This is a genomic window from Paramesorhizobium endophyticum, assembly GCF_014640615.1.
GTDB lineage: Bacteria > Pseudomonadota > Alphaproteobacteria > Rhizobiales > Rhizobiaceae > Paramesorhizobium > Paramesorhizobium endophyticum.
The window spans coordinates 62555-83838 of sequence record NZ_BMHH01000015.1 but is presented as its reverse complement, the minus strand read 5'-3'; the positions used below and the strand labels follow the sequence as shown (position 1 = coordinate 83838).

General features: G+C 63.7%; 19 protein-coding genes. 15 read left to right on the top strand and 4 right to left on the bottom strand.

The genetic code is table 11. The features are described from left to right. Nucleotides 1-28: 28 nt before the first annotated feature. The 11 genes from pxpB to IEX53_RS16815 all read left to right on the top strand — a co-directional run bounded on the left by pxpB (nucleotide 29) and on the right by IEX53_RS16815 (nucleotide 13966). On the top strand, nucleotides 29-1756 hold the full coding sequence (pxpB, locus tag IEX53_RS16865; protein ID WP_188825386.1) for a 5-oxoprolinase subunit PxpB: 1728 nt from the start codon (nucleotides 29-31) through the stop codon (nucleotides 1754-1756). Continuing rightward, nucleotides 1753-3498: an acetyl/propionyl/methylcrotonyl-CoA carboxylase subunit alpha gene (locus IEX53_RS16860; protein ID WP_188825350.1), complete on the top strand. Its 1746-nt coding sequence runs from the start codon at nucleotides 1753-1755 to the stop codon at nucleotides 3496-3498. Before pxpB ends, IEX53_RS16860 begins: the two co-directional genes overlap by 4 nt. Beyond that, nucleotides 3495-5351, top strand: a complete 1857-nt coding sequence (locus IEX53_RS16855; protein ID WP_188825349.1) for an ABC transporter ATP-binding protein — start codon at nucleotides 3495-3497, stop codon at nucleotides 5349-5351. Before IEX53_RS16860 ends, IEX53_RS16855 begins: the two co-directional genes overlap by 4 nt. A gap of 14 nt (nucleotides 5352-5365) precedes the next feature. Next, nucleotides 5366-6898 carry an ABC transporter substrate-binding protein gene (locus IEX53_RS16850; RefSeq protein WP_188825348.1) on the top strand — a complete coding sequence of 511 codons (1533 nt, stop codon included), beginning with the start codon at nucleotides 5366-5368 and terminating at the stop codon, nucleotides 6896-6898. A gap of 231 nt (nucleotides 6899-7129) precedes the next feature. Next, complete coding sequence (locus IEX53_RS16845; RefSeq protein ID WP_188825347.1) at nucleotides 7130-8053, top strand: ABC transporter permease; 924 nt, start codon at nucleotides 7130-7132, stop codon at nucleotides 8051-8053. Nucleotides 8054-8058: 5 nt separating this feature from the next. Next, nucleotides 8059-8895 carry an ABC transporter permease gene (locus tag IEX53_RS16840; RefSeq protein ID WP_188825346.1) on the top strand — a complete coding sequence of 279 codons (837 nt, stop codon included), beginning with the start codon at nucleotides 8059-8061 and terminating at the stop codon, nucleotides 8893-8895. A gap of 66 nt (nucleotides 8896-8961) precedes the next feature. Continuing rightward, complete coding sequence (locus IEX53_RS16835; protein ID WP_373288680.1) at nucleotides 8962-10692, top strand: M14 family metallopeptidase; 1731 nt, start codon at nucleotides 8962-8964, stop codon at nucleotides 10690-10692. 123 nt (nucleotides 10693-10815) lie between these two features. Continuing rightward, nucleotides 10816-11091 (top strand): DUF2249 domain-containing protein, encoded by a 276-nt coding sequence (locus IEX53_RS16830; protein ID WP_188825345.1) that lies wholly within the window; start codon nucleotides 10816-10818, stop codon nucleotides 11089-11091. Next, entirely contained in the window at nucleotides 11082-12218 is a 1137-nt protein-coding gene (locus IEX53_RS16825; RefSeq protein ID WP_236016241.1) for an NnrS family protein, read from the top strand. Before IEX53_RS16830 ends, IEX53_RS16825 begins: the two co-directional genes overlap by 10 nt. Nucleotides 12219-12301: 83 nt before the next feature. Beyond that, on the top strand, nucleotides 12302-12757 hold the full coding sequence (locus IEX53_RS16820; RefSeq protein ID WP_188825343.1) for a group III truncated hemoglobin: 456 nt from the start codon (nucleotides 12302-12304) through the stop codon (nucleotides 12755-12757). Nucleotides 12758-12772: 15 nt separating this feature from the next. Next, nucleotides 12773-13966, top strand: a complete 1194-nt coding sequence (locus IEX53_RS16815; protein ID WP_188825342.1) for an NnrS family protein — start codon at nucleotides 12773-12775, stop codon at nucleotides 13964-13966. Here IEX53_RS16815 and IEX53_RS16810 read toward each other — a convergent pair. Continuing rightward, nucleotides 13940-14683 (bottom strand): Crp/Fnr family transcriptional regulator, encoded by a 744-nt coding sequence (locus tag IEX53_RS16810; protein ID WP_188825341.1) that lies wholly within the window; start codon nucleotides 14681-14683, stop codon nucleotides 13940-13942. The genes IEX53_RS16815 and IEX53_RS16810 overlap by 27 nt on opposite strands. A 217-nt stretch (nucleotides 14684-14900) precedes the next feature. Between IEX53_RS16810 and IEX53_RS16805 the strand changes: the two genes are divergently transcribed. Next, nucleotides 14901-15338 (top strand): pseudoazurin, encoded by a 438-nt coding sequence (locus IEX53_RS16805; RefSeq protein WP_188825340.1) that lies wholly within the window; start codon nucleotides 14901-14903, stop codon nucleotides 15336-15338. 339 nt (nucleotides 15339-15677) lie between these two features. Here IEX53_RS16805 and IEX53_RS16800 read toward each other — a convergent pair whose 3' ends face one another. The 3 genes from IEX53_RS16800 to IEX53_RS16790 all read right to left on the bottom strand — a co-directional run bounded on the left by IEX53_RS16800 (nucleotide 15678) and on the right by IEX53_RS16790 (nucleotide 18522). Beyond that, entirely contained in the window at nucleotides 15678-16196 is a 519-nt protein-coding gene (locus tag IEX53_RS16800) for a ClbS/DfsB family four-helix bundle protein (RefSeq protein WP_188825339.1), read from the bottom strand. A 3-nt stretch (nucleotides 16197-16199) separates the two neighbouring features. Then, nucleotides 16200-16790 carry a UbiX family flavin prenyltransferase gene (locus IEX53_RS16795; protein WP_188825338.1) on the bottom strand — a complete coding sequence of 197 codons (591 nt, stop codon included), beginning with the start codon at nucleotides 16788-16790 and terminating at the stop codon, nucleotides 16200-16202. A gap of 232 nt (nucleotides 16791-17022) precedes the next feature. Further along, complete coding sequence (locus IEX53_RS16790; protein ID WP_188825337.1) at nucleotides 17023-18522, bottom strand: UbiD family decarboxylase; 1500 nt, start codon at nucleotides 18520-18522, stop codon at nucleotides 17023-17025. Nucleotides 18523-18620: 98 nt separating this feature from the next. Between IEX53_RS16790 and ubiT the strand changes: the two genes are divergently transcribed. The 3 genes from ubiT to ubiV are packed head-to-tail and all read left to right on the top strand — an operon-like array spanning nucleotide 18621 to nucleotide 21099. Beyond that, nucleotides 18621-19166: a ubiquinone anaerobic biosynthesis accessory factor UbiT gene (gene ubiT / locus IEX53_RS16785; protein ID WP_188825336.1), complete on the top strand. Its 546-nt coding sequence runs from the start codon at nucleotides 18621-18623 to the stop codon at nucleotides 19164-19166. Between the two features lie 3 nt (nucleotides 19167-19169). Then, nucleotides 19170-20165, top strand: a complete 996-nt coding sequence (ubiU, locus tag IEX53_RS16780) for a ubiquinone anaerobic biosynthesis protein UbiU (RefSeq protein WP_236016240.1) — start codon at nucleotides 19170-19172, stop codon at nucleotides 20163-20165. A gap of 16 nt (nucleotides 20166-20181) precedes the next feature. After that, nucleotides 20182-21099: a ubiquinone anaerobic biosynthesis protein UbiV gene (gene ubiV / locus IEX53_RS16775; protein WP_188825335.1), complete on the top strand. Its 918-nt coding sequence runs from the start codon at nucleotides 20182-20184 to the stop codon at nucleotides 21097-21099. Nucleotides 21100-21284 lie beyond the last annotated feature (185 nt).

Below are 21284 nucleotides of genomic sequence, written 5' to 3'. Positions count from 1 at the left end.
GCCCATGGCAGCAGCGCCCGATACGTCGATGCGGATACTGCCGGTGAGGGCAGGGCATGTGCTGGTGGAGCTTGCCGGGCTCGATCAGGTGCTGGCGCTGAGCGCCGCGCTGGAGAGCGATCCCGTTCCCGGCATCCGCGAGATCATTCCCGCCGCGCGGACGCTGCTCGTCTCATACGACACGGGCGAAATCGGCGCGGATGCGCTGGTGCGGGCGCTTGCGTCGCGGGCGGGCGGCGAGCGGAAGCAGCTATCCAGTGCGCTGGTCGAGATTCCCGTGCGCTATGATGGTGAGGATCTGCCTGAGGTCGCGGGCCTTCTGGGCATGAGCGTGGATGAAGTGGTGCGCCTCCATACGCAAAGCGAATATGTGGTCGCCTTCATGGGCTTCGCGCCCGGCTTCGGCTATCTCGCCGGCGGCGATTTGCGACTGACCGTGCCGCGCCGTATATCGCCGCGCACGCAGGTTCCCGCAGGGGCCGTCGGGTTGGCGGGCGAGTTCAGCGGGGTTTATCCCAAGGCAAGCCCCGGCGGCTGGCAGCTCATCGGCTCGACGCCGCTTGCCATGTTCGACATCGACCGCGATCCCGCCTCGCTGCTGCAGCCGGGGAGCCGGGTGCGGTTCCGGAATATGGCGGAGGATGGGGCTTATGCGTTGACCGCCGTGGAATGCCCCTCACCCTTACCCTCTCCCCGCACGCGGGGAGAGGGGGACATGGACGTTTCGGCCCTCTCCTGTTTGCCAGGCGCGGCGATAGAAAAAGAAGCGACGGCGCTGATGCCCCCCTCTCCCCGTTCTTCACGGGGAGAGGGTAAGGGCGAGGGGCATTCCACGACCGCCGCCATCGAAATCCTCTCCACCGGCCTGCCTGTGCTGTTTCAAGACCTTGGAAGGGCCGGGCAGGCGGGGCAGGGGATCAGCGTTTCCGGCGCGGCGGACCGGGCGAGCTTCAAGGCGGCTAATCGGCTGGTGGGCAATCCGGTGGGCGCGGCGGCGCTGGAGATTACGCTTGGCGGGTTGAGGTTCGTCATGCGTGGGCGCGGCGTGATGGCGGTTACCGGCGCGGAAGTGGCAATCATCATCACCGACGCGCAGGGGCGAAAAATCGCCGTGCCGATGAACAGCGCGGTCGCGCTCGACGATGGCGATGTGGTTTCGCTTGGGGTTCCCAACGGCGGAATGCGCTCCTATCTGGCGGTCAGGGGCGGATTTGATGTCGCTCCGGTTCTGGCAAGCTGCGCGACGGATACGCTGGCGCAGATCGGCCCCGCCGCGCTGAAAGCGGGCGATGAGGTCGGCATCCGCACCGTACCGGCGGGGATGGTTGTGTCCTTGCCGGAACCTCCAGCCTTCGCCATGCCTTCACCAAGCGCGACTGTTGTTCTCGATGTCGTGCTGGGCCCGCGTACCGACTGGTTTACCCAAGAAGCGGTGGAGCGGTTTCTGTCGCGGGAATGGTCGGTGACGCCGCAGTCGAGCCGGGTCGGCATCCGGCTGGAGGGCGAGGCGCTGGAACGGAAAATCCATGCCGAACTACCAAGCGAGGCGACGGTGCGCGGCGCGGTGCAGGTGCCGGCAAGCGGTCAGCCGGTGCTGTTCCTCGTCGATCATCCGCTGACGGGCGGCTATCCTGTTATCGCCAATGTCGCCGCCCATCATCTCGACCTTGCCGGGCAGATACCCGTCGGCGCGCGTATCCAGTTCAATGCGACCGGCGATTTCGCGCCCCGGATCATTTCAGGAAAAGACGCATGAAGAAGGTTCTGATAGCAAATCGCGGCGAGATCGCGGTGCGGATTAACAGGGCCTGCAAGGACTACGGTCTTGCCTCCGTGGCCGTATATGCCGACGCCGACGCGGATGCGCCATTTGTCGCGCTGGCGGACGAGGCCTATGCGCTTGATGGAGTTTCGGCCAAGGAAACCTATCTCGACATTGAAAAGCTCATCGCCGTGGCGAAGCGTTCGGGCGCCGATGCCGTGCATCCTGGTTATGGCTTTCTGTCTGAGCGCGCGGAGTTTGCCCGGGCGGTCATCGATGCCGGGCTGACATGGATCGGCCCCGATCCTGGCGTCATCGAGGCTTTGGGCGACAAGCTGGAGGCCCGGCGCATCGCGCAGAAGGTCGGCGCGCCGCTGGTCGCGGGCAGCGAGGGGGCGATTGCGTCAGCGCAAGAGGCTTATGATTTCGCCAGGACATTCGGCCTTCCCATCGCCATCAAGGCGGCCCATGGCGGCGGGGGCAGGGGTCTCAAGATCGCCCGCCACCTCGATGAAGTGAAGGAGCTTTTCGAATCCGCCACCCGTGAGGCGGTGGCCGCTTTCGGGCGCGGCGAATGCTATGTCGAACAGTTCCTCGACCGCCCGCGCCATATCGAGGCGCAGGTGCTGGCCGACCGCCATGGCAATGTCGTGGTCGTCGGCACGCGCGATTGTTCGCTGCAAAGGCGCAACCAGAAGCTCGTCGAGGAAGCGCCCGCGCCGTTCCTCACGCCTGAACAGCGGGAAAAGATTCACAAGGCCGCGCGCGATATCTGCGCCGAGGCGGGTTATACCGGAGCGGGGACGGTGGAATTCCTGCTCTCCGCCGATGGGGTGATTTCCTTCCTCGAGGTCAATACCCGCCTGCAGGTGGAGCATCCTGTTACGGAGGAGACGACCGGGATCGACCTCGTCATCGAGCAGTTTCGTATCGCCGAGGGGCTGCGGCTGGAGATTACGCAAACACCCGAGCCGCGGGGCCACGCCATCGAACTCCGCATCAATATGGAAGATCCAGGGCGCGGCTTCCTTCCGTCCGCAGGCCGGATCACCGCGTTCGACGCCCCTGCCGGGCCGGGCGTGCGGCTCGACTCCGGTGTAACCAGGGGTACGGTCATCCCGCCCATGTTCGATTCCCTCGCGGCGAAGCTGATCGTCTGGGGGCCGACGCGCGAGGCGGCGATTGCCCGCGCGCGGCGGGCGGTGGGCGAGTTCCGCATCGAGGGAGTGCCCTCCGTGCTGCCGTTCCATCGCGCCGTGCTCGATCATCCTGACTTCACGGGCGAGGACTTCCGCGTCCACACGCGCTGGATCGAGACGGATTTCGCCGGTGCCCTCGAAGCCGAGGCGCGGCCGGAGCCCATACCTGACAGTACGCTGTTACGCGCGCCTATCGAGATCGACGGCAAAAGGGTTGAGATCGGCATTCCTGACACATTCCTGCGATTACTGGGCCAGATGCCGGGGCAGAGTGTGAAATCGGAAGCGGTCAGCTCTGGAAGCGACGCAGGCGATGTGACAGCGCCCGTGCCGGGTTTGCTCGTGCAATGGAATGTCGCTGACGGAGCTATGGTGGAAAAGGGTGATGTGCTGGCTGTCATGGATGTGATGAAGATGGAAACGCCCGTGATCGCGCCGCAAGCGGGAACCGTCACGCTTCTGGCCGAGGCCGGTACGATGCAGACATCGGGCGCAATCATCGCCCGCATCGCAGCCAAGGCGGAGGCGCTGACATGACCGCCCCGCTCCTCAGCGTCGAAAACCTGAGCGTCGAGTTCGGCGGCAACCGCGTCGTGGACGATATCTCCTTCAGCGTCGAGCCGGGCAAGACGGTGGCTATCGTCGGCGAATCCGGTTCCGGCAAGTCGGTGACCTCTCTCACTACCCTTCGGCTTGCCGACATGATGGGCGCGAAGTTTGCGAGCGGGCGCATCCTGTTCGGCGACAAGGATCTGCTCAAGGCGACCCAGAAGGAGATGCGCTCCATCAGAGGCAAGGAGATCGCCATGATCTTCCAGGAGCCGATGACGTCGCTCAACCCGGTCTTCACCATCGGCGATCAGATCTGCGAAGTCTTGCTGCTGCATGAGAAGATGGGCAAGGCGGCGGCGCTGACCGAAGCCCGGCGGCTGCTCGACATGGTGCGCCTGCCCGATTCCGCCGAGCTGCTGACCCGCTATCCGCACCAGCTTTCCGGCGGCATGCGCCAGCGCGTGATGATCGCCATGGCGCTCGCCTGCCGCCCGAAGCTGCTCATTGCCGACGAGCCGACCACGGCGCTCGACGTGACCATTCAGGCGCAGATCCTCAACATCATGCGCGATTTGCAGAAGACGCTGGGCATGGGAATGGTGTTCATCACCCATGACATGGGCGTCGTCGCAGAGATGGCCGACCATGTGGTGGTGATGTGGAAGGGCAAGAAGGTCGAGGAAGGGCCGGTCCGTGACATCTTCGCCAATCCGCAGCACGCCTATACGCGCACGCTGCTTTCCGCCGTGCCGCGCCTCGGCAGCATGGCGGGCGAGGATTATCCCAAGCGCATGCCGCTGATCGTACTGAAGGACGGCGAACCGGCTCTGGTGGGCGAGGAGCGGGTGCAGGATACGGCGAAATATGACGCCAAGCCGCTCCTTTCGGTGCGCGATCTCTTGGTGCGCTTCGATATCCGCAAAAATCTGTTCGGCAAGGCGACGCACCGCCTTTCCGCCGTGCAGAAAGTGAGCTTCGACATCCATCCCGGCGAGACGCTGGCGCTGGTGGGCGAGTCCGGCTCGGGCAAATCGACCATCGGGCGCACGATCCAGCAGCTTCAATCCGCCACATCGGGCGAAATCGCCTTCAACGGCAAGACCTATTCCTCCATGTCGGCGGCGGAGCGGTTCCGCATGCGGCAGGAGGTGCAATATATCTTCCAGGACCCGTTCGCCTCGCTCGATCCGAGGAAGACGGTGGGGTTTTCCATCGCCGAGCCGATCCATACGCATGGTTTGATCCTCGGTTCCAAGGCCGTGCGCCGCCGGGTCGATGAATTGCTGGAGCGGGTGGGCCTCACCTCCGCCCATGCCGAGCGTTATCCGCACGAGTTCTCCGGCGGCCAGCGCCAGCGCGTCTGCATCGCCCGCGCGCTTGCCTCGGACCCGAAGCTCATCATCGCCGACGAGGCGCTTTCGGCGCTCGACGTTTCCATCCAGGCGCAGATCATCAATCTGTTCATGGATCTGCAGGCGGAGCGGGGGCTGGCCTATCTCTTCATCAGCCATGACATGGCGGTCGTGGAGAAGATGAGCCACCGCGTCGCCGTGCTCTATCTCGGCCAGATCATGGAAATGGGCACGCGCCGCCAGGTGTTCGAGACGCCGACGCATGACTATACGCGCCGCCTGCTTTCCGCCGTGCCGGTCGCCGATCCAACCATCAGGCGCGAAACCGCGATGATCGAGGGCGAGATACCCAATCCGGTCCGTGCTGTCGGCGAGGAGCCGGACATTCTCGTCCATGAGGAGATCAAGCCGGGGCATTTCGTTGCGAGAAGGGTGATGGGCTTTCCACGCGCTACGGAAATGACCAAAGAAATCGCAAATCACTGAAAGAGGAGCAGACAATGACAATGATAAAAAGGGGACTGACGGCGGGTTTCGTGGCGCTTGCGATGGCAGGCGTTGCATTCACCGCACCGGCCTTCGCCGCCGGCAAGATGACCATTTCGAGCCCGCAGGATCCCGGCAGCTGGGACCCGATCGATACCTTTCTCGTGCAGTGGGCGGCGGTCGCGACCAACATCTTCGACGGCCTGACATGGCGCGGGCCGGACCTGAAAGTGGTGCCGGGGCTGGCCGAATCCTGGGAAGAGCTCGACGGCGGCAAGCGCATCCGCTTCAAGCTGCGCCAGAACGTGAAGTTCCACAATGGCGAGCCGTTCGACGCCGAGGCGGTGAAGTTCACCTTCGACCGCCTGCTGGGCGCGGAAGGCTCCAAAGGGCCGCAGCGCTCCAATTACACTTCCATCGAGAGCATCGAAATCATCGATCCCTATACGGTCGATATGAAGCTGAAGACGCCGGACCCGGTGCTGCTGACCAAGCTCGCGGGCTATGGCGCGATGATCGTGCCGCCGAAATATATCAGGGAGAAGGGCGAGGATTATTTCAACCTGAACCCTGTAGGCACCGGCGCGTTCAAGTTCGTGTCCTATGCGCCGAAGGTGGACATCAAGCTTGAGGCGAACCCCGATTACTGGGGCGGCGCGCCAAAGCTTTCCGAACTTGAATACCGCTTCATCGCCGAGCCCGCGACGGCGGTGGCCGAATTGCAGGCCGGGCGGGTCGATCTCGTCATTCCCCCGACCATCCCCATCGGCATGATCCCGGTCATCCAGAACGATCCGAAGCTGGAAGTCCTGTCCATCCCCGGACCGACGGTCGATGCGCTGCGCTTCAATACCCGCGACGGCATCACCGCCGATCCGCGCGTGCGCAAGGCGATCATCATGGCCATCGACCGCGCCACCATCGTGAAGTCGATCCTCGCCGGTCAGGCATCCGAAATCGCGAGCTTCCAGAGCGCGCTGTCCTTCGGCTACGATCCCAACCTGAAGCCGATTCCCTACGATCCAGAGGGCGCGAAGAAGCTGCTCGCCGAGGCCGGCGTGAAGGCCGGAACGCCGCTCCAGATCGATATCAGGGGCAACGACCAGACGATGAATGAGGTCGCGCAGGTCATTTCCAGCTATCTCTCCATGGTCGGCCTCACCGCGACCATCAAGCCCTACGAAACCAACGTCCTGCTCAACGACATCATCCCACAGGGCAAGACGGGCGCGATGTTCCAACAGAAATGGGGCGGCTGGACCTTCGACTACGACAACACCGCTTACCTGATGTACCACACGGGCGAGAAGTGGAACCCGTATGACAAGGATGAGAAGCTGGACAAGCTTCTGGAAGAGCAGCGGACGATGACCGACCCGACGCAGCGCGAGAAGGTTCTGCAGGAAGTGGCGAAATACGCCGCCGACCGCGCGCTGGAAGTGCCGCTTTATAATTCCAACGCGATTTACGGGATCAGCAAGCGCGTGAAGGGCTTTGTCCCGGCGCCGGATAACCGTATGAAGCTGACGGATGTGACGGTGGAGTGAACGGCGCTCGCTCAAGGCAACGTTAGCGCCAGACACCCCCCTCTGCCCTGCCGGGCATCTTCCCCACAAGGGGGGAGATTGGCCTTCATTGGCGCCAGGCACCAATCGCAGACGTCGCAGGACGAGGGCGGAGGGTCGTGTCAGCCAATCTCCCCCCTTGTGGGGGAGATGCCCGGCAGGGCAGAGGGGGGTATTCGGCGCTCCCGCATAAAGTAATTCGAGGAACACCCCATGGCCGGTTTTCTTATCAAGCGCTTCCTGCAAGCCATTTTCGTCGTCATCGTCATCACGCTCGTGGTTTCCTTCGCCATCCGGCTGACGGGCGATCCGGCGGTGACGATGTTCCAGGGCGGCGGAAGCATGACGGAGGATGATCTGGCGCGCATCCGCGCGGCGCTGGGGACCGACCAGCCTTTCCTCGTGCAATATTTCCATTTCCTGAAAGGGTTGGTGACGCTCGATCTCGGGCGCAGCTTCGTCGGCGGCACGTCTGTGGCGACGCTGATCGGCCATGCGCTGCCCGCCACCCTGCTGCTCGCCTTCGTTTCCATCGCGGTCTCGATCGTCCTGTCGATCCCGCTCGGCATCAAGGCGGCGACGGCGCGGGGCAAATGGGCGGATCAGGCGATCCGCATTCTGTCGCTGGTCGGCCTGTCCTTCCCGAATTTCTGGCTCGCCACCATGCTGGTGCTGCTCTTCGCCATAACGCTAAACCTCTTGCCGCCGAGCGGCATGGTCGGGCTATCGAGCTATATCATGCCCGCCATCACCATGGGCGTGATCCTGACGGCCACCAATGTCCGCCTCGTGCGCACCTCCATGCTGGAAACGCTGCAATCGCAATATATCATGGTCGCTCGGGCCAAGGGCCTCAGCGAAACCAAGGTGCTTTACAAGCACGCGCTGCGCAACTGCGCCATTCCGCTCATCACCTATTTCGGCATCCAGTTCGGCGGGCTCTTGGGCGGCATTGTCGTCATCGAGCGCGTCTTCAACTGGCCGGGCCTCGGCACATTGGCGTTCGACGCGGTGGGCGCGCGCGACTTTCCGGTGCTGCAGGGCGTCATCACCGTCCTTTCGCTGCTGATCGTCGGCATCAATCTTCTGGTCGATATCGCCTATGGGCTTGTCGATCCGCGCATCCGCACGGAGTAACCGCCATGGCTGCAAGCATCTCACGCGCGTCGCGCTATAAAAATCTGGAATTCATTCTCGGCGTGTCGCTCACCGCCATCATCTGCCTCGCGGTGCTTCTCTCCGACGTGCTATTTCCGGGTGGCGCGGAGAAAATCGACCTGATGGCGCGGCTCGTGAAGCCCTTCACAAATGCCGCCCATCCCTTCGGCACCGACCCGCTCGGGCGTGACGTGCTGGCGCGGGTGGTGGCTGGCGGTAAGATTTCGCTGCTCGTCGGCATCTCATCGGTCGCCGGCTCGGTGGTCGTCGGCGTCGTCGTGGGGCTGGTCGCCGGTTATTATCGCGGGTTCTGGGACATGCTGGTGATGCGCTTTGCCGATATCCAGCTCGCCATGCCGTTCATCCTCCTGGCCATCACCTTCATCGCCATCATCGGCGGCAGCCTTACAAACACGATCATTCTGCTGATCGTTTCGCAATGGGTGCAATATGCGCGCCTCGTGCGCGGGTCCGTGCTATCCTTACGCGAGCGGGAGTTCATCCTCTCGGCCCGCGCCATCGGGGTCAAGGACTGGCGCATCATCCTGCAGCACCTGCTGCCGAACCTGATCGGCCCGGTCATCGTGCTGATGACGCTCAATGTCGCCACCAACATCCTGCTCGAATCGAGCCTGACCTTCCTCGGCATGGGCGTCGATCCGACCATTCCCAGCTGGGGCGGTATGCTGGCGGACGGGCGCACTTACTTACAAACCGCGTGGTGGGTCAGCGTCTTCCCCGGCCTCGCCATCATGCTGACTGTGCTTGGCCTGAACCTGCTGGGCGACTGGCTGCGCGACACGCTGGACCCGCAAGCATGATCCCAAAAGTTGCAGACTTTTTGGATAAGATCATGCGGTCAAAAATGGCAGAACAAGGTGATCCCCATGACCTTCGAAAAAACCTTCGAACGCATCCTCGATGAAGTAGTCGCCAAGGCTGCGCCGGGCCAGTCGCTGGAGGCATGGACCTTCGACGACCGGAAAAGCCGTCGCGCGGCGGAAGAGCGGCTGAAGGAAAAGGGCGTCAACGCCCGCATCCGCAGCGCCTACAAGCCCCTGCTTTTCGCGTTCCTCGAGGAGATCGAGCTTGAGGGGGTGGAAGCAATCCAAATCCGCTATCCGGTGCATGCCCAAGCTCCCGCCAACCGGTTTCGCCTCGAAGCCTATCCGCTGGCCGCGCTGGTGGGGGATAGGAAGATCGATTTTATCCCGCGCGAGGATGATGAGTTCTTCTATGATGTGACGCTGACTGGGCCCGGCAAATCCGAAACCGTCAAGGTGTTCGCGCCGAACCGTGTCCATGCCGATATCGTCGGGGAAATGAATGTTTCTCCTACCGGCTGGCTGCGTATCGGGAACGAGTCCGGCGAACGGCTTGAGACGGATTACGAACGCCTGTTCGAAGAGACGATCCGGGCGGTGGCGGACCATGGCTGGGGCGATGCGGAGCCTTATTTCGAGGAACTCAACATTCGCGTCGCGTATCCGGCGGACGATATTCCGCTTGCCGTGGGCGACGAGTTCGTCAGCCTGCGCGAGGCGCTGCATGAGGATTTCTATTTCTCGCTGCTCGAATTCTTCCAGAAGAAATCCGGCCGACCGCTAGGGGATCGGGGTCTGAAGCCGGGCCAGATCGTGCCGGAGATCGTGCAAAGCGACGGCGCGGTTTCGGTGCGTGTCGAGGCGAGGGCGCTCAGCACGGGCTTTCTCGATGCTCAGGAGCAAGCTATCGATACGGCGAGCGAGCCGGTAGCTGCGGGGCAGCTTGCGCGGCTGCTGGCGGAGATCGGCGGCGAGGAATTTTCCGCAAGTTCGCGCTCGGGCCGGACGCTTCTGGCCCGCTATGTCAAGGGCGGCGATGCGGCTGTCATGATCAGCGGCGGCCAGCATCCGAACGAGACGACCGGCATCGTCGGGGCCATCCGCGCTGCGCGCAGGCTCGCGGAGCGTCCTGGCGCGCATTTCACCGTCTCGCCGCTGGAAAACCCTGACGGGTACGCGCTGCACCAGCGCTTGCGCAAGGACAATGCCCGCCACATGCACCACGCCGCCCGCTACACGGCGCTGGGCGATGATCTGGAATACCGCACGCGAGAGAATGACGGGGTGCACCTCAATGAGAAGGAAATCCGGCTCAAGGCGGAGAGCCTCAGCGGCGCGAAGCTGCATGTGAACCTGCACGGCTACCCCTCGCACGAATGGACGCGCCCGCTTTCCGGCTATGTGCCGCGTGGCTTCGCCATGTGGACGCTGCCCAAGGGCTTCTTCCTCATCATGCGCCACCATGAGGGATGGGACGCCCAAGCCGAGACGATCCTCGACCGCGTGACGCGGCATCTGGGCGCGATCCCCGGCCTTCTCGACTATAACAACCGCCAGATTGCGCTATACGAGATCCATGCGGGCGAAACCGGCTTCCGCATCGTCAACGGCTTCCCGTGCATGTCCTCGGTCGATAATCGCCACACCGTGCCGATCACGCTCATCACCGAATATCCTGACGAGACGATCTATGGCGAGGATTTCACCGCCGGCCACACGGCGCAGATGGAAACGGTGCTTTCGGCCTATGAGGCATGGCAGGAATTGCAGGCCGAGGCGCTGGCTGGCGCATGATCCGGAGAGTGGTTTCCCGGTTCTGTTTGTCTCGCCGCAAATAGCAGGGCGTCCCGTCCTTCTATGATGCGGCTGCCGGGTGGGGAGCCCCGTCCGGTTGACTCAACAGGTTCGGGAAGCATCATGCCTGATAACAAGACCATTCCGCTGATCGATGTGCGGATTATCCCGCCCGCCGAGCGCCACCCGAGGATTTTCGGAGAGCTGACCATGCTTCACCCCGGCGCGGCGATGCATGTGGTCAGCGACCATGATCCGCAGCCTTTGCATTACCAGATCGAGGCGCGCTTTCCGGGCGTGTTCCATTGGCAATATCTCGCCCAGGGGCCGGATGTCTGGCGCATCGAAATCCGCCGCTATGAGAGTTCCGGCTGCGGATGCGGTGGCGGTTGCCACTGAGCCGATGTGACTGGCATTCGCTGTGGGCGGCGCCGCATCGGCCGCTGTTCGCGCTCGCCGGGCTCTGGGCGTTCGCCGCGCCCGCCGTCTGGCTTCTGCCTGAAAGCTTCGTCCTCGACCGTACCGCATGGCACGCGCATGAGCTGCTCTTCGGCATGGGCGGCGCGGCGGTGGGGGGCTGTCTTCTGACTGCGCTTCCGGCGTGGACCGGGGGCGAGCCGGTTCAGCCGGTGGTGACGCGGATGCTGACCATGCTCTGGCTGGCGGCGCGGGTGGCCGGGCTGTTCGGCGATCATATTCCGGCTGCCGTGCGCTTAGCGGGGACGGCGGGCTATTTCGCGGGACTGGCGGCGGTCCTCGCCTGGCATCTCCTGCCGGCGCGCGTCTGGAGCCGCCTTTGGGTACTGCTCGCGCCCGTCATTCTCGGCGGAGCCGCCATCCTCTCCGGTTCGGATAATGGCGAGATGAGACGCAATGCGCCCTTGCTGTTTTCCATCTTGATTATCTTGATCGGCGGGCGGGCGGTGCCTGCTTTCACGCGCTATTGGCTGAAACGGATGGATGTTCCGGTTAGACTGGACGACAGGCCGTTCCTGTCCCGCGCCGCCATTCCCGCCATCCTCGGCGCGGTTTTGCTCGATGGGCTTGCCCGCGGCCTCCTCCTGATAATCGCGGCGGCGCTCCTGTTCCTCCGCATGGCGCGCTGGCAGGGGCTCGAAACTGTCCGCTACCCGGCGCTATTCATGATGCATGCCGCCTGGGCCTCTACGCCGTTCGGGCTACTGCTGGTGGGGTTTGCCTCGATTTTCCCCGGAGAATTCCCCGTTTCGTCCGCCCTTCATGCGCTGACCATGGGCGCGATGGGGACGATGATGCTGAGCTTCATGCTGCGGCCCGCCATGATCAGGGAGAATGACCGGCTTCTCGTCAGCCGGACGATGGCGGGCGCATACATGCTTGTCTGTATGTCCGCGTTCCTCAGAATAGGCGGGGGCTGGCTGGCCGTTCTCCAGCCTCTCAGTGCCTTGTGCTGGATGGCGGGATGGGGATTATTTATCCTTGCCTACCGGCCTGCCTTGAGCGGCCCGGTGCAAAGGCCGATATTCAGCGTGGCGCTTCGCCGCTGAAGCGCCCGATATTTGTTTCAGAGCAAAGAGGGCCGGGCTGGCCTCATCCTATAATCACACCCCAAGAAAACGGAAAAACAGGCATGACCGAAAGCCCTAGTTCCGGACGAACCGTCCTCATCGACGGGACGCCGCTGCCGGACGTTCTCACCGAGAAGATGATCCACGACGTCGTGCATGGCTTCTATGACAGGATCCGCGCGGATGCGCTTCTGGGGCCGATCTTCAACGGCGCGATAGAGCCTCACCGCTGGCCGGAGCATCTCGCCAGGATGTGCGATTTCTGGTCGTCCATGCTCTTGCGAACCTCCCGCTATGACGGGCGACCCCTGCCGGCGCATCTGAAATTCCCCGAGCTGGGTGAGCCGCATTTCCGGCAATGGCTGAAGCTGTTCCGCGAGACGGTCTCCACGCTCTGCCCGCCTGAGGTGGAGGCGCTGTTCATGAGCCGGGCGCAGCGTGTGGCGCATAGTTTCCGCCTGGCCATCGCGGTCAGCCGCGGCGAGTCCTCGCTCGGCATCGCGCCGATCGTGGAATGAAAGGATGAAAGAAAAATGCCAGTCCCCCGCGTGAAGCCGGGAAACTACCCCGCGGTGCTTTCTTACGGCTTCCGGCCGTTCTTCCTCCTGGGCAGTCTCTATGCCGGGCTTTCCATTCTCTTCTGGCTGCCGCTCTTCTATGGCCAGCTGGAAACGGCGAGCCTGTTCGCGCCGGTCGATTGGCATATCCATGAAATGCTGTTCGGTTATCTCGGAGCGATCATAACGGGCTTCCTCCTGACCGCCATCCCGAACTGGACCGGACGCCTTCCCGTGCAGGGCATGTCGCTGTTCGTGCTCATCATGCTCTGGCTTGCGGGACGCTTCGCGGTGTTCTTTTCCGCCGATATCGGCTGGGTTGCCGCCGCGGTCGTCGATTGCGCCTTCCTTGCCGCCGTCGCGGTCGCCGCCGGGGTGGAGATCGCCGCCGGGCACAATTGGCGCAATCTGAAAGTGCTGGCGCCGGTCGTCGTCCTCCTGCTGGCCAATGTGCTCTTTCACATCGAGGCGCATCAGGACGGGATTTCCGATATGAGCCGCCGCCTGGGGATCGGTGCGGTGACAGTGCTCATCATGATCATCGGCGGGCGGATCATCCCGAGCTTCACGCGCAACTGGCTCGCCCGGGAGAATCCGGGACGGCTTCCGGTGCCGTTCAACCGCTTCGACGCGGTGACGATCGTGATCTCGGCGCTGGCTCTGGCCGCATGGGCCTTTGCCCCCGAAACCTTCATTGCCGGGTTTGCGCTTCTTATCGCAGGCGGCATCAATCTCGTCCGGCTGGCGCGCTGGGCGGGTGACAGGACGCTGCGCGATCCGCTGGTGCTGATCCTCCATGTCGCCTATGTCTTCGTTCCCGCCGGGTTCCTGCTGGCCGGCATCGCCATCTTCGCTCCCGGCACCGTTCCGCCGGTCGCCGCCATCCACGCCTTCGGCGCGGGCGCGATGGGCGCGATGACGCTTGCCGTCATGGCCCGCGCGACGCTTGGACATACGGGACGGGATTTGCGGGCCGGAACCGGCACCTGCATGATCTTCGCGGGCATCACGCTTTCGGCCCTCCTACGGATCGCGGAGCCGTTCACCGGAAGCACGGCCCTCCTGCACGCATCCGCCGCGCTCTGGGCGCTCGCCTTCCTGGGCTACGCCGCTCTCTACGGGCAGGCGCTGGTGACGCCGAGGTTACGCCCGCGCGCGGGTGTGGCCTGACGCGATCCGGTCCCTGCGGGAGACATGCCTGTTTTCCGCAAGGCCCGCAAGCCGATGGGGGTCGGTGACGACGACCTTCTGCCTGCCGTTCTTCACGACGCCTTCGCTTTCCCAATGGCTGAGGATGCGGCTTACCGTGTGCAGCGTCGTGCCGGTCATTTCGGCGATGTCCTGCCGCGAGATGGGGAAAGCGATGGCGATGCCTTCCTCGCATTTGCGGCCCGACCGCTCCATCAGGCGCAGGAGCGCACGGGCGACGCGCTGCTCGACCTGCTCGGTCGAAATCTCCAGCACCCGGTCATGGGTTTCGAGCAGTCGGTTGCCCATGGTGTGGTAGGTGCTCATGGAGAAGGAGGGCAGCCGCTCCTGCATCTGCGGCCAGACGGCATTGGGCCAGATCAGCACGATGCAATCCACCGCCGCCAGCGCGGTGGCGGGATAGGCGGACGTGCCCATCGCCATGGCGATGCCGAAGAGTTCCCCCTCATTGATATAGCGCACCACCACCTGGTCGCCCTCCGGGGAGGTTCTCACCACCCGGACATGGCCTGAAAGCAGCACAAAGAAGGAGTGGGCGCGCTGCCCCTGGCTGAAAATAGCGCTGTCCTTGCCATAGCGGGCAGGGCGGGCGAGGGAGAGCACGAATTCCATATCCTCCGCCGGGAGACCCCGGAAGGGCGGAAGCCCTGCGATCAGCGATTTGTCCAGATGTGGCATGGCGGCTCCAATGTTCTGCTTTGCCATAGCCCAGGACTTCGCCGTTTGAATTTGAGCTAGCTCAAACAGGGCGGGCGGGAGCGGCATTATAAGCGGCCAACGAGCGAACTGACTTCGCTTGGAGCATTCTGCTCCAAGCCGCTGTTTCAGCCGCATGATCTCTCATCCGAAAAGTCTGCAACTTTTCGGGATCATGCTCCTAGGAAAGGGAAAAACGATGAACAAAATCCTTGCCGCCTTGACCCTCGGCGCTGCCGCCATCTTCGCCGCCAATGCGGGCGCCGCCGAAATCGAGGTCAAGATGCTCAACAAGGGTGCGAAAGGCGTGATGGTCTTCGAACCGGATTTCATCAAGGCCGCGCCGGGCGACACCATCAAATTCGTGCCCACCGACAAGGGCCATAATGCGGAGATCATCAAGGGGATGCTCCCTGACGGCGCTGAGGCTTTCAAGGGCAAGACCAATGAAGAGGTCACGGTGACGCTGACCAAGGAAGGCCTCTACGGCGTCAAATGCCTGCCGCATTACGGCATGGGCATGGTCGCCCTGATCCAGGTGGGCGCGCCAACCAACCTCGACGCAGCCAAGGCTGTGAAGCATCCGGGGAAGGCGAAGATCCATTTCGAGGCGCTTCTGGGACAGGTGGCGAATTAAGCCTTAGTGCGTTTCTTCCTTTCACGGAATCGTCAGGCCCCCCTCACCGTCCGCTACGCGGCCACCTCTCCCCCGCAAAGCGGGGGCGAGGAGCACCAGACTTCTCCAGCTTGGCGGAAAGCCGAGCGCTGGTTGCGCTGGCGCAAGGACGCGTAGAGGCATGGATTCCTGTGACAAGCCCAGGATGACGGGGTGCTTGATTGTGGATGACAGTCCTCCATCCGCGTCGCCTGCACAACGGTTCTCGTTTGAGAACCGCCATCTCCACCCGTCACTCCTGTGCTTGTCACAGGAATCCATGCCTCAGCCTCTCCATCACAACGACGGTCCAGACGAAATTCAGACCACCCGCAAGCCTATCTGCCGCTTCCACTTGCGCAAGCGCTTGCGTGCATTGTCGTAGGGAGATGAGGTGTTGAGCTGGATCATGCGTCCCATGGTCCAGTTCCGATACCAGGTTCGGCCATAAAGCGTGGCGTCATCGCGGCCTTCGACCTCGGCGACGATCCGCCTCTTCGCCTCCTGCAGGCGTTCGAGGAGCAGGGGATAGGGCGTCCCGTCATAGTCCTGATAGAATTTCCGGGCGAGTTGGCCGAGCTCATTCCACTGGAAGCCGGTTTCGGGGAAATCGACGGGCTGGCCGGGCTTGTCTCTTTCCAGCCATTTGAGGACAAGCTCGTTCCATCCCACCAGATAGGAGACCAGATTGGCGGCGCTCATAAGCGTTCCCTTGGCATGTCCTTCCATGGTTCGAATGGGGGTAGCCGTTTCGGGGAGGGAGGCGAGATCCTCATAGAGGCGGTCGAAATTCGTATTGATTGCATTCAGCAATTCGTCCTTGTTTCGAGGTATCGCCATTTGTCAGCCTTCAGGGCTCGCCGGGTTCATTCCACCATCCCACGCCATCGCTGTCGCTGGTGCTATCCTTAGCAGATCGACAGCGCGGCGGGCGATCTGCTGGATGATTTCGTTAATATCCTGAGGTTTCAGGTAAAAGGCCGGGACCGGCGGCATGATGATGGCGCCCATCTCGGTCGCTGCCGTCATCGCGCGCAGATGGCCGAGATGGAGCGGGGTTTCGCGGGCGACAAGCACCAGCGGGCGACGCTCCTTCAGATGCACATCCGCCGCGCGCACCAGAAGATTGTCGGAAAGCGAATGGGCGATGGCGGAGAGCGTGCGCATGGAGCAGGGCGCGACGATCATGCCATGGGTCGGGTTGGAGCCGGAGGCGATGGTTGCGCCGATATCCGAGGGGTCGTGGCGGCGGATGGGAAGGGCGTCGATTTCGGCGAGGGTGTGGGGACCGAGCTCTTCGGCAATCGTGCGTTCGGCGGCGTTCGATATGACGAGATCGACGTTTGCGCCGAGATGGAGCAGCGTCCGGACGATCTCGACCCCGACGGCCGCGCCCGAAGCGCCGCTGATGCCGACGACGATTCGGGCGGTCATTGGAGGCTCGGAGTGTTTTGGGTTTCAAATGGAAGCATCGGCGGGACAGCGCCCCCCTCTGTCCTGCCGGACATCTCCCCCGCATGGGGGGAGATCAGGCATTCATCCATGCTTGCTGTCAATCGTAGAGATTGCATAATAGGCGATGATCGTCGTGCCAGCCAATCTCCCCCCTTGCGGGGGAGATGTCCGGCAGGACAGAGGGGGACGACGTAGAGCGCCGATGTTTCCATTAAAATAGTAAAGACCACAGCGCATCGACCTTTGCGATAATCTCGGGAGTCATAACAAGCGGTTTGCCCCATTCGCGTGTCGTCTCGCTGCCGATCTTGGTGGTGGCGTCGATGCCGAGCTTGCCGCCGAGGCCGGGTTGTGGCGAGGCGAAATCGAGATAGTCGATGGGCGTGCGCTCCATCAGCATCAGATCGCGGGAGGGGTCGGCGCGGGTCGAGACGGCCCAGAGGATGTCCGCGCCGCTGCGCACGTCGATGTCGTCATCCACGACGACAATGCCCTTGGTGTAGCTGAACTGCGGCAGCATGCCCCAAAGCCCCGCCATCACCCGGCGCGCCTGGCCGGGATAGCGCTTCCTGATCGACACCACCGCCAGCCGGTAGGAGCAGGCGTCGGGCGGGAAGTGAATATCGGCGATTTCGGGCATCTGCTGGCGGATGAGCGGCACGGCGAGATGGTTCATCGCCTCGCCGATGACCGACGGCTCGTCGGGCGGGCGGCCGGCGAAGGTGGAGACATAGAGCGGGTTCTCGCGCGTGGTGATCGCCGTCACCCGCATGACCGGGAAACGCTCAACCTGGTTGTAATAGCCGGTATGGTCGCCGTAGGGGCCTTCGGGGGCGGTTTGCGTCGCCGAGACCCAGCCTTCGATGACGATCTCCGCATCGGCGGGCACCATCAGCGGCACGGTGACGGCGGGCGCAACGCGCGGGCGCTCGCCGCGAAGGAGGCCGGCGAAGCTCATTTCCGACAGGGTTTCGGGCAGCGGCAGGGTGGCGGCAAGCATGGTGGCGGGGTCCGCGCCGATGGCGATGGCGACGGGCATATCCTCGCCGCGCGCCGCCCAGGCGCGGTGATGCGCTGCGCCGCCGCGATGGGCCAGCCAGCGCATGATCAGCCGGTCGCGGGAGAGAACCTGTATCCGGTAGACGCCGACATTCATGCGGGCGATCCCGGCAGGATCGGCGTCGGGCGGGCGGGTGATGACCAGCGGCCAGGTGATGAGCGGCGCGGGCTCGCCCGGCCAGCAGGTCTGGACCGGCAGGTGGCCGAGATCGGCATCATCTCCCTGGCGGATTAGCGCCTGCACGGGCGGGCGCGATAGGGTTTGCGCGCGCGTCCGCAAGGCGGCCTTGAGCATGGGAAGGCGGCTCATCGCGTCGCGAAGCCCGTTGACAGGCTGCGGCCCGCGCAGCGCGGCAAGCGCCTCGCCCAGCACGGGCAGGTTTTCCGGCGTGACGCCGAGGCCTGCGGCGACACGGGCCATCGTGCCGAAGAGATTGACCACCACGGGCATGGCCGCCTCATTGCCTTGCGCATCGGCCGGATGGTCGAACTGCAAGACCGGCCCGCCGCGTTTCAGGACGCGGCGATGTATCTCGGTCATCTCATGGACGAGCGAAACCGGCGTTTCGATGCGGGCGACATTATCCTCCGCGTCGAGATGGGTGAGGAAGTCGCGCAGGTTCCGGAAAGGAGGCAGGTCGCGAATGGGCATAGGGTACTCCTTGGAGGATCATGTGCCTTTCGCGCCGATCCCAAGTCTTTGCGCAGGCGCAAAGACTTGGGAGGAGCTTTCCATGCATGTTGCGCGCCATGACAGATACATCCGCCATCCCCGTCCTCCCGGGCGCGCTCCGGCTTGCGCTTGCGCCTCTTCCTCTTCCTCCTCTCGAGTTCGCGCTTCAGCGGCTCGTGGCGAGCGTGGGGCGGCGCAAGCCGGGGCTTTTTGCGCGGCTCGGGGCGCAGGGCAAGAAAACGTTTTTGATCGATCCCACCGATCTTCCCTTCGTTTTTCGCCTGATTCCGGCCCGTGATACCCCCCGAATCGAGGCGCGGAGGCGTTATCAATGTGGCGAATGGGAGGCGCGTATCGCCGGAAACCTCTCGGCCCTGCTCGGCATGCTGCACGGCGCGGCGGATGGGGATGCCCTGTTCTTCTCCCGCGATATCGTCATCGAGGGCGATACGGAGGCGGTGCTGGCGTTGCGCAATGCGCTTGACGACGCCGAACTCGACCTCGCCGCGGAGATGGCGGCCATGCTCGGCGGCAGCCGGATTATCGAGCGGGCCACAAGAAATCTGGTGCCTGTGGCGTCCCGCCTGACCGGGCTGCCGTTGACGCGCTGCGACAGGAGTTAAGACATGCAGAATGGGATGAGGCCGGAGCTCGTCTGTCCGGCTGGAACGCCCGCGGCCCTGCGCGCCGCCGTGGATGCCGGGGCGGACAGCGTCTATTGCGGCTTCAATGACGAGACCAATGCGCGCAATTTCCCCGGACTCAATTTTTCGCCTGACGAAATGGCGGAAGGCGTGCGCTATGCCCATGCCGCCGGGACGGGCGTGCTCGTCGCCATCAACACGTTTCCCCGGGCGGGCGCTGGGGAGATCTGGCACCGGGCCATCGGCAATGCGGAGCGGGCAGGGGCGGATGCCGTCATCCTCGCCGATATCGGCCTCCTCGCCTATGCCAGGGAGAAGCATCCCGGCCTGAGACGCCATCTCTCGGTGCAGGCGGCGGCGGCCAATGCCGATGCGATCCGCTTCTATGTCGAAGAATTCGACGTCAAGCGGGTGGTGCTGCCGCGTGTGCTCACTGTCAACGAGATCGCGGCGATCAACCGGGACGTGGCCTGCGAGACGGAGGTTTTCGTCTTCGGCGGCCTGTGCGTGATGGCGGAAGGGCGCTGCTCGCTCTCCTCCTACGCGACAGGCAAATCGCCCAACATGAACGGCGTCTGCTCGCCCGCGAGCCATGTCCACTACCGCGAGGAAAATGGCGAGCTTGTCTCGCACCTCGGCGAATTCACCATCGACCGCGTGCCGAAGCATCAGCCCGCGCCTTACCCGACGCTGTGCAAGGGTTGTTTCTCGGCGGGGGACTATCGCGGCCATGTCTTCGAGGATCCGGTGAGTCTCGATGCCGCAACGCTCATCCCGCAACTCGTGCAGGCTGGGGTCAGCGCCTTCAAGATCGAGGGGCGCCAGCGAAGCCGGTCCTATATCCGCGACGTGGTGGCGAGCTTCCGCCGTGCGGTCGATGCGCAAATGGCGGGCGAGCCGATCCCCGCCGGTGTGCTCCAGCATTTGAGCGAGGGACAGACGACAACCGCAGGCGCCTATCGCAAAACGTGGCGATGAAGGTGAGGACATGGCTATGACAGAAAAAACCTCCATCACGCTCGGGCCGCTGCTCTTCAACTGGACGGCGGATCAATGGAGCGATTTCTATGCCCGCATCGCGGACGAAGCGCCGGTTGACCGGGTATGCCTCGGCGAAGTGGTCTGCTCCAAGCGGCTGCCATTCTATATCGACCGCATTCCCGAGGCCATCGAGCGGCTCGAGCGCGCGGGCAAGAAGGTGATCCTTTCCTCGCTGGCGCTGGTCACGCTGAAGCGCGAGCGGCAGATGTGCGTGGACCTCACGGCCAATGACGGCATGGAAGTGGAGGTCAACGACCTGACCATGCTGGCGCATATGGACCCCGGACGGCGTTTCACGGTCGGCCCGCTGGTCAATGTCTATAATGAAGGCACGCTTGCGCATCTGGCGCGGCGCGGCGCCACGCGCGTCTGTCTGCCGCCCGAACTGCCGCTCGCGTCCATCGAGCTTCTGGCGCGGGAGGCGGCGTTCCACGGCATCGAGCCGGAGGTCTGGGCTTTCGGACGTGTGCCGCTCGCCATTTCCGGCCGCTGCTATCATGCGCGGGTGCATGGGCTGGCCAAGGATAATTGCCAGTTCGTCTGCGGCGAGGATCCGGACGGGCTGGAGGTGGGTACGCTCGACGGCGAATCCTTCCTTGCGGTCAACGGCGTGCAGACGCTGTCGTCTACCTATTGCAATCTTCTTGATGATATCGGGCAACTGACCGCCGCGGGCGTCACCTCGTTCCGCCTCTCGCCGCATGGCACGGACATGGTCGCGGTCGCCACGATCTTCCGCCGGGTTCTGGATGCCGGAATGGATGGACAGGAGGCCGCGCACGATCTTGCCGCGCTTCTGCCCGGCGCGGCCTTCTCCAACGGCTTCCTGGCGGGTGCTTATGGTGCGGCGTATGAGCGGGCTGTGGGGTAGGGCGTTTTTTTGACGGAGGCGTTGGCGGGACAGTAACCCCCCTCTGCCCTGCCGGGCATCTCCCCCACAAGGGGGGAGATTGGCTGACACGACGCTCCGGCTTCATCCTGTAACGCTTGCGACTGGTGCCAAGCGCCGATGAAGGCTCATCTCCCCCCTTGCGGGGGAGATGCCCGGCAGGGCAG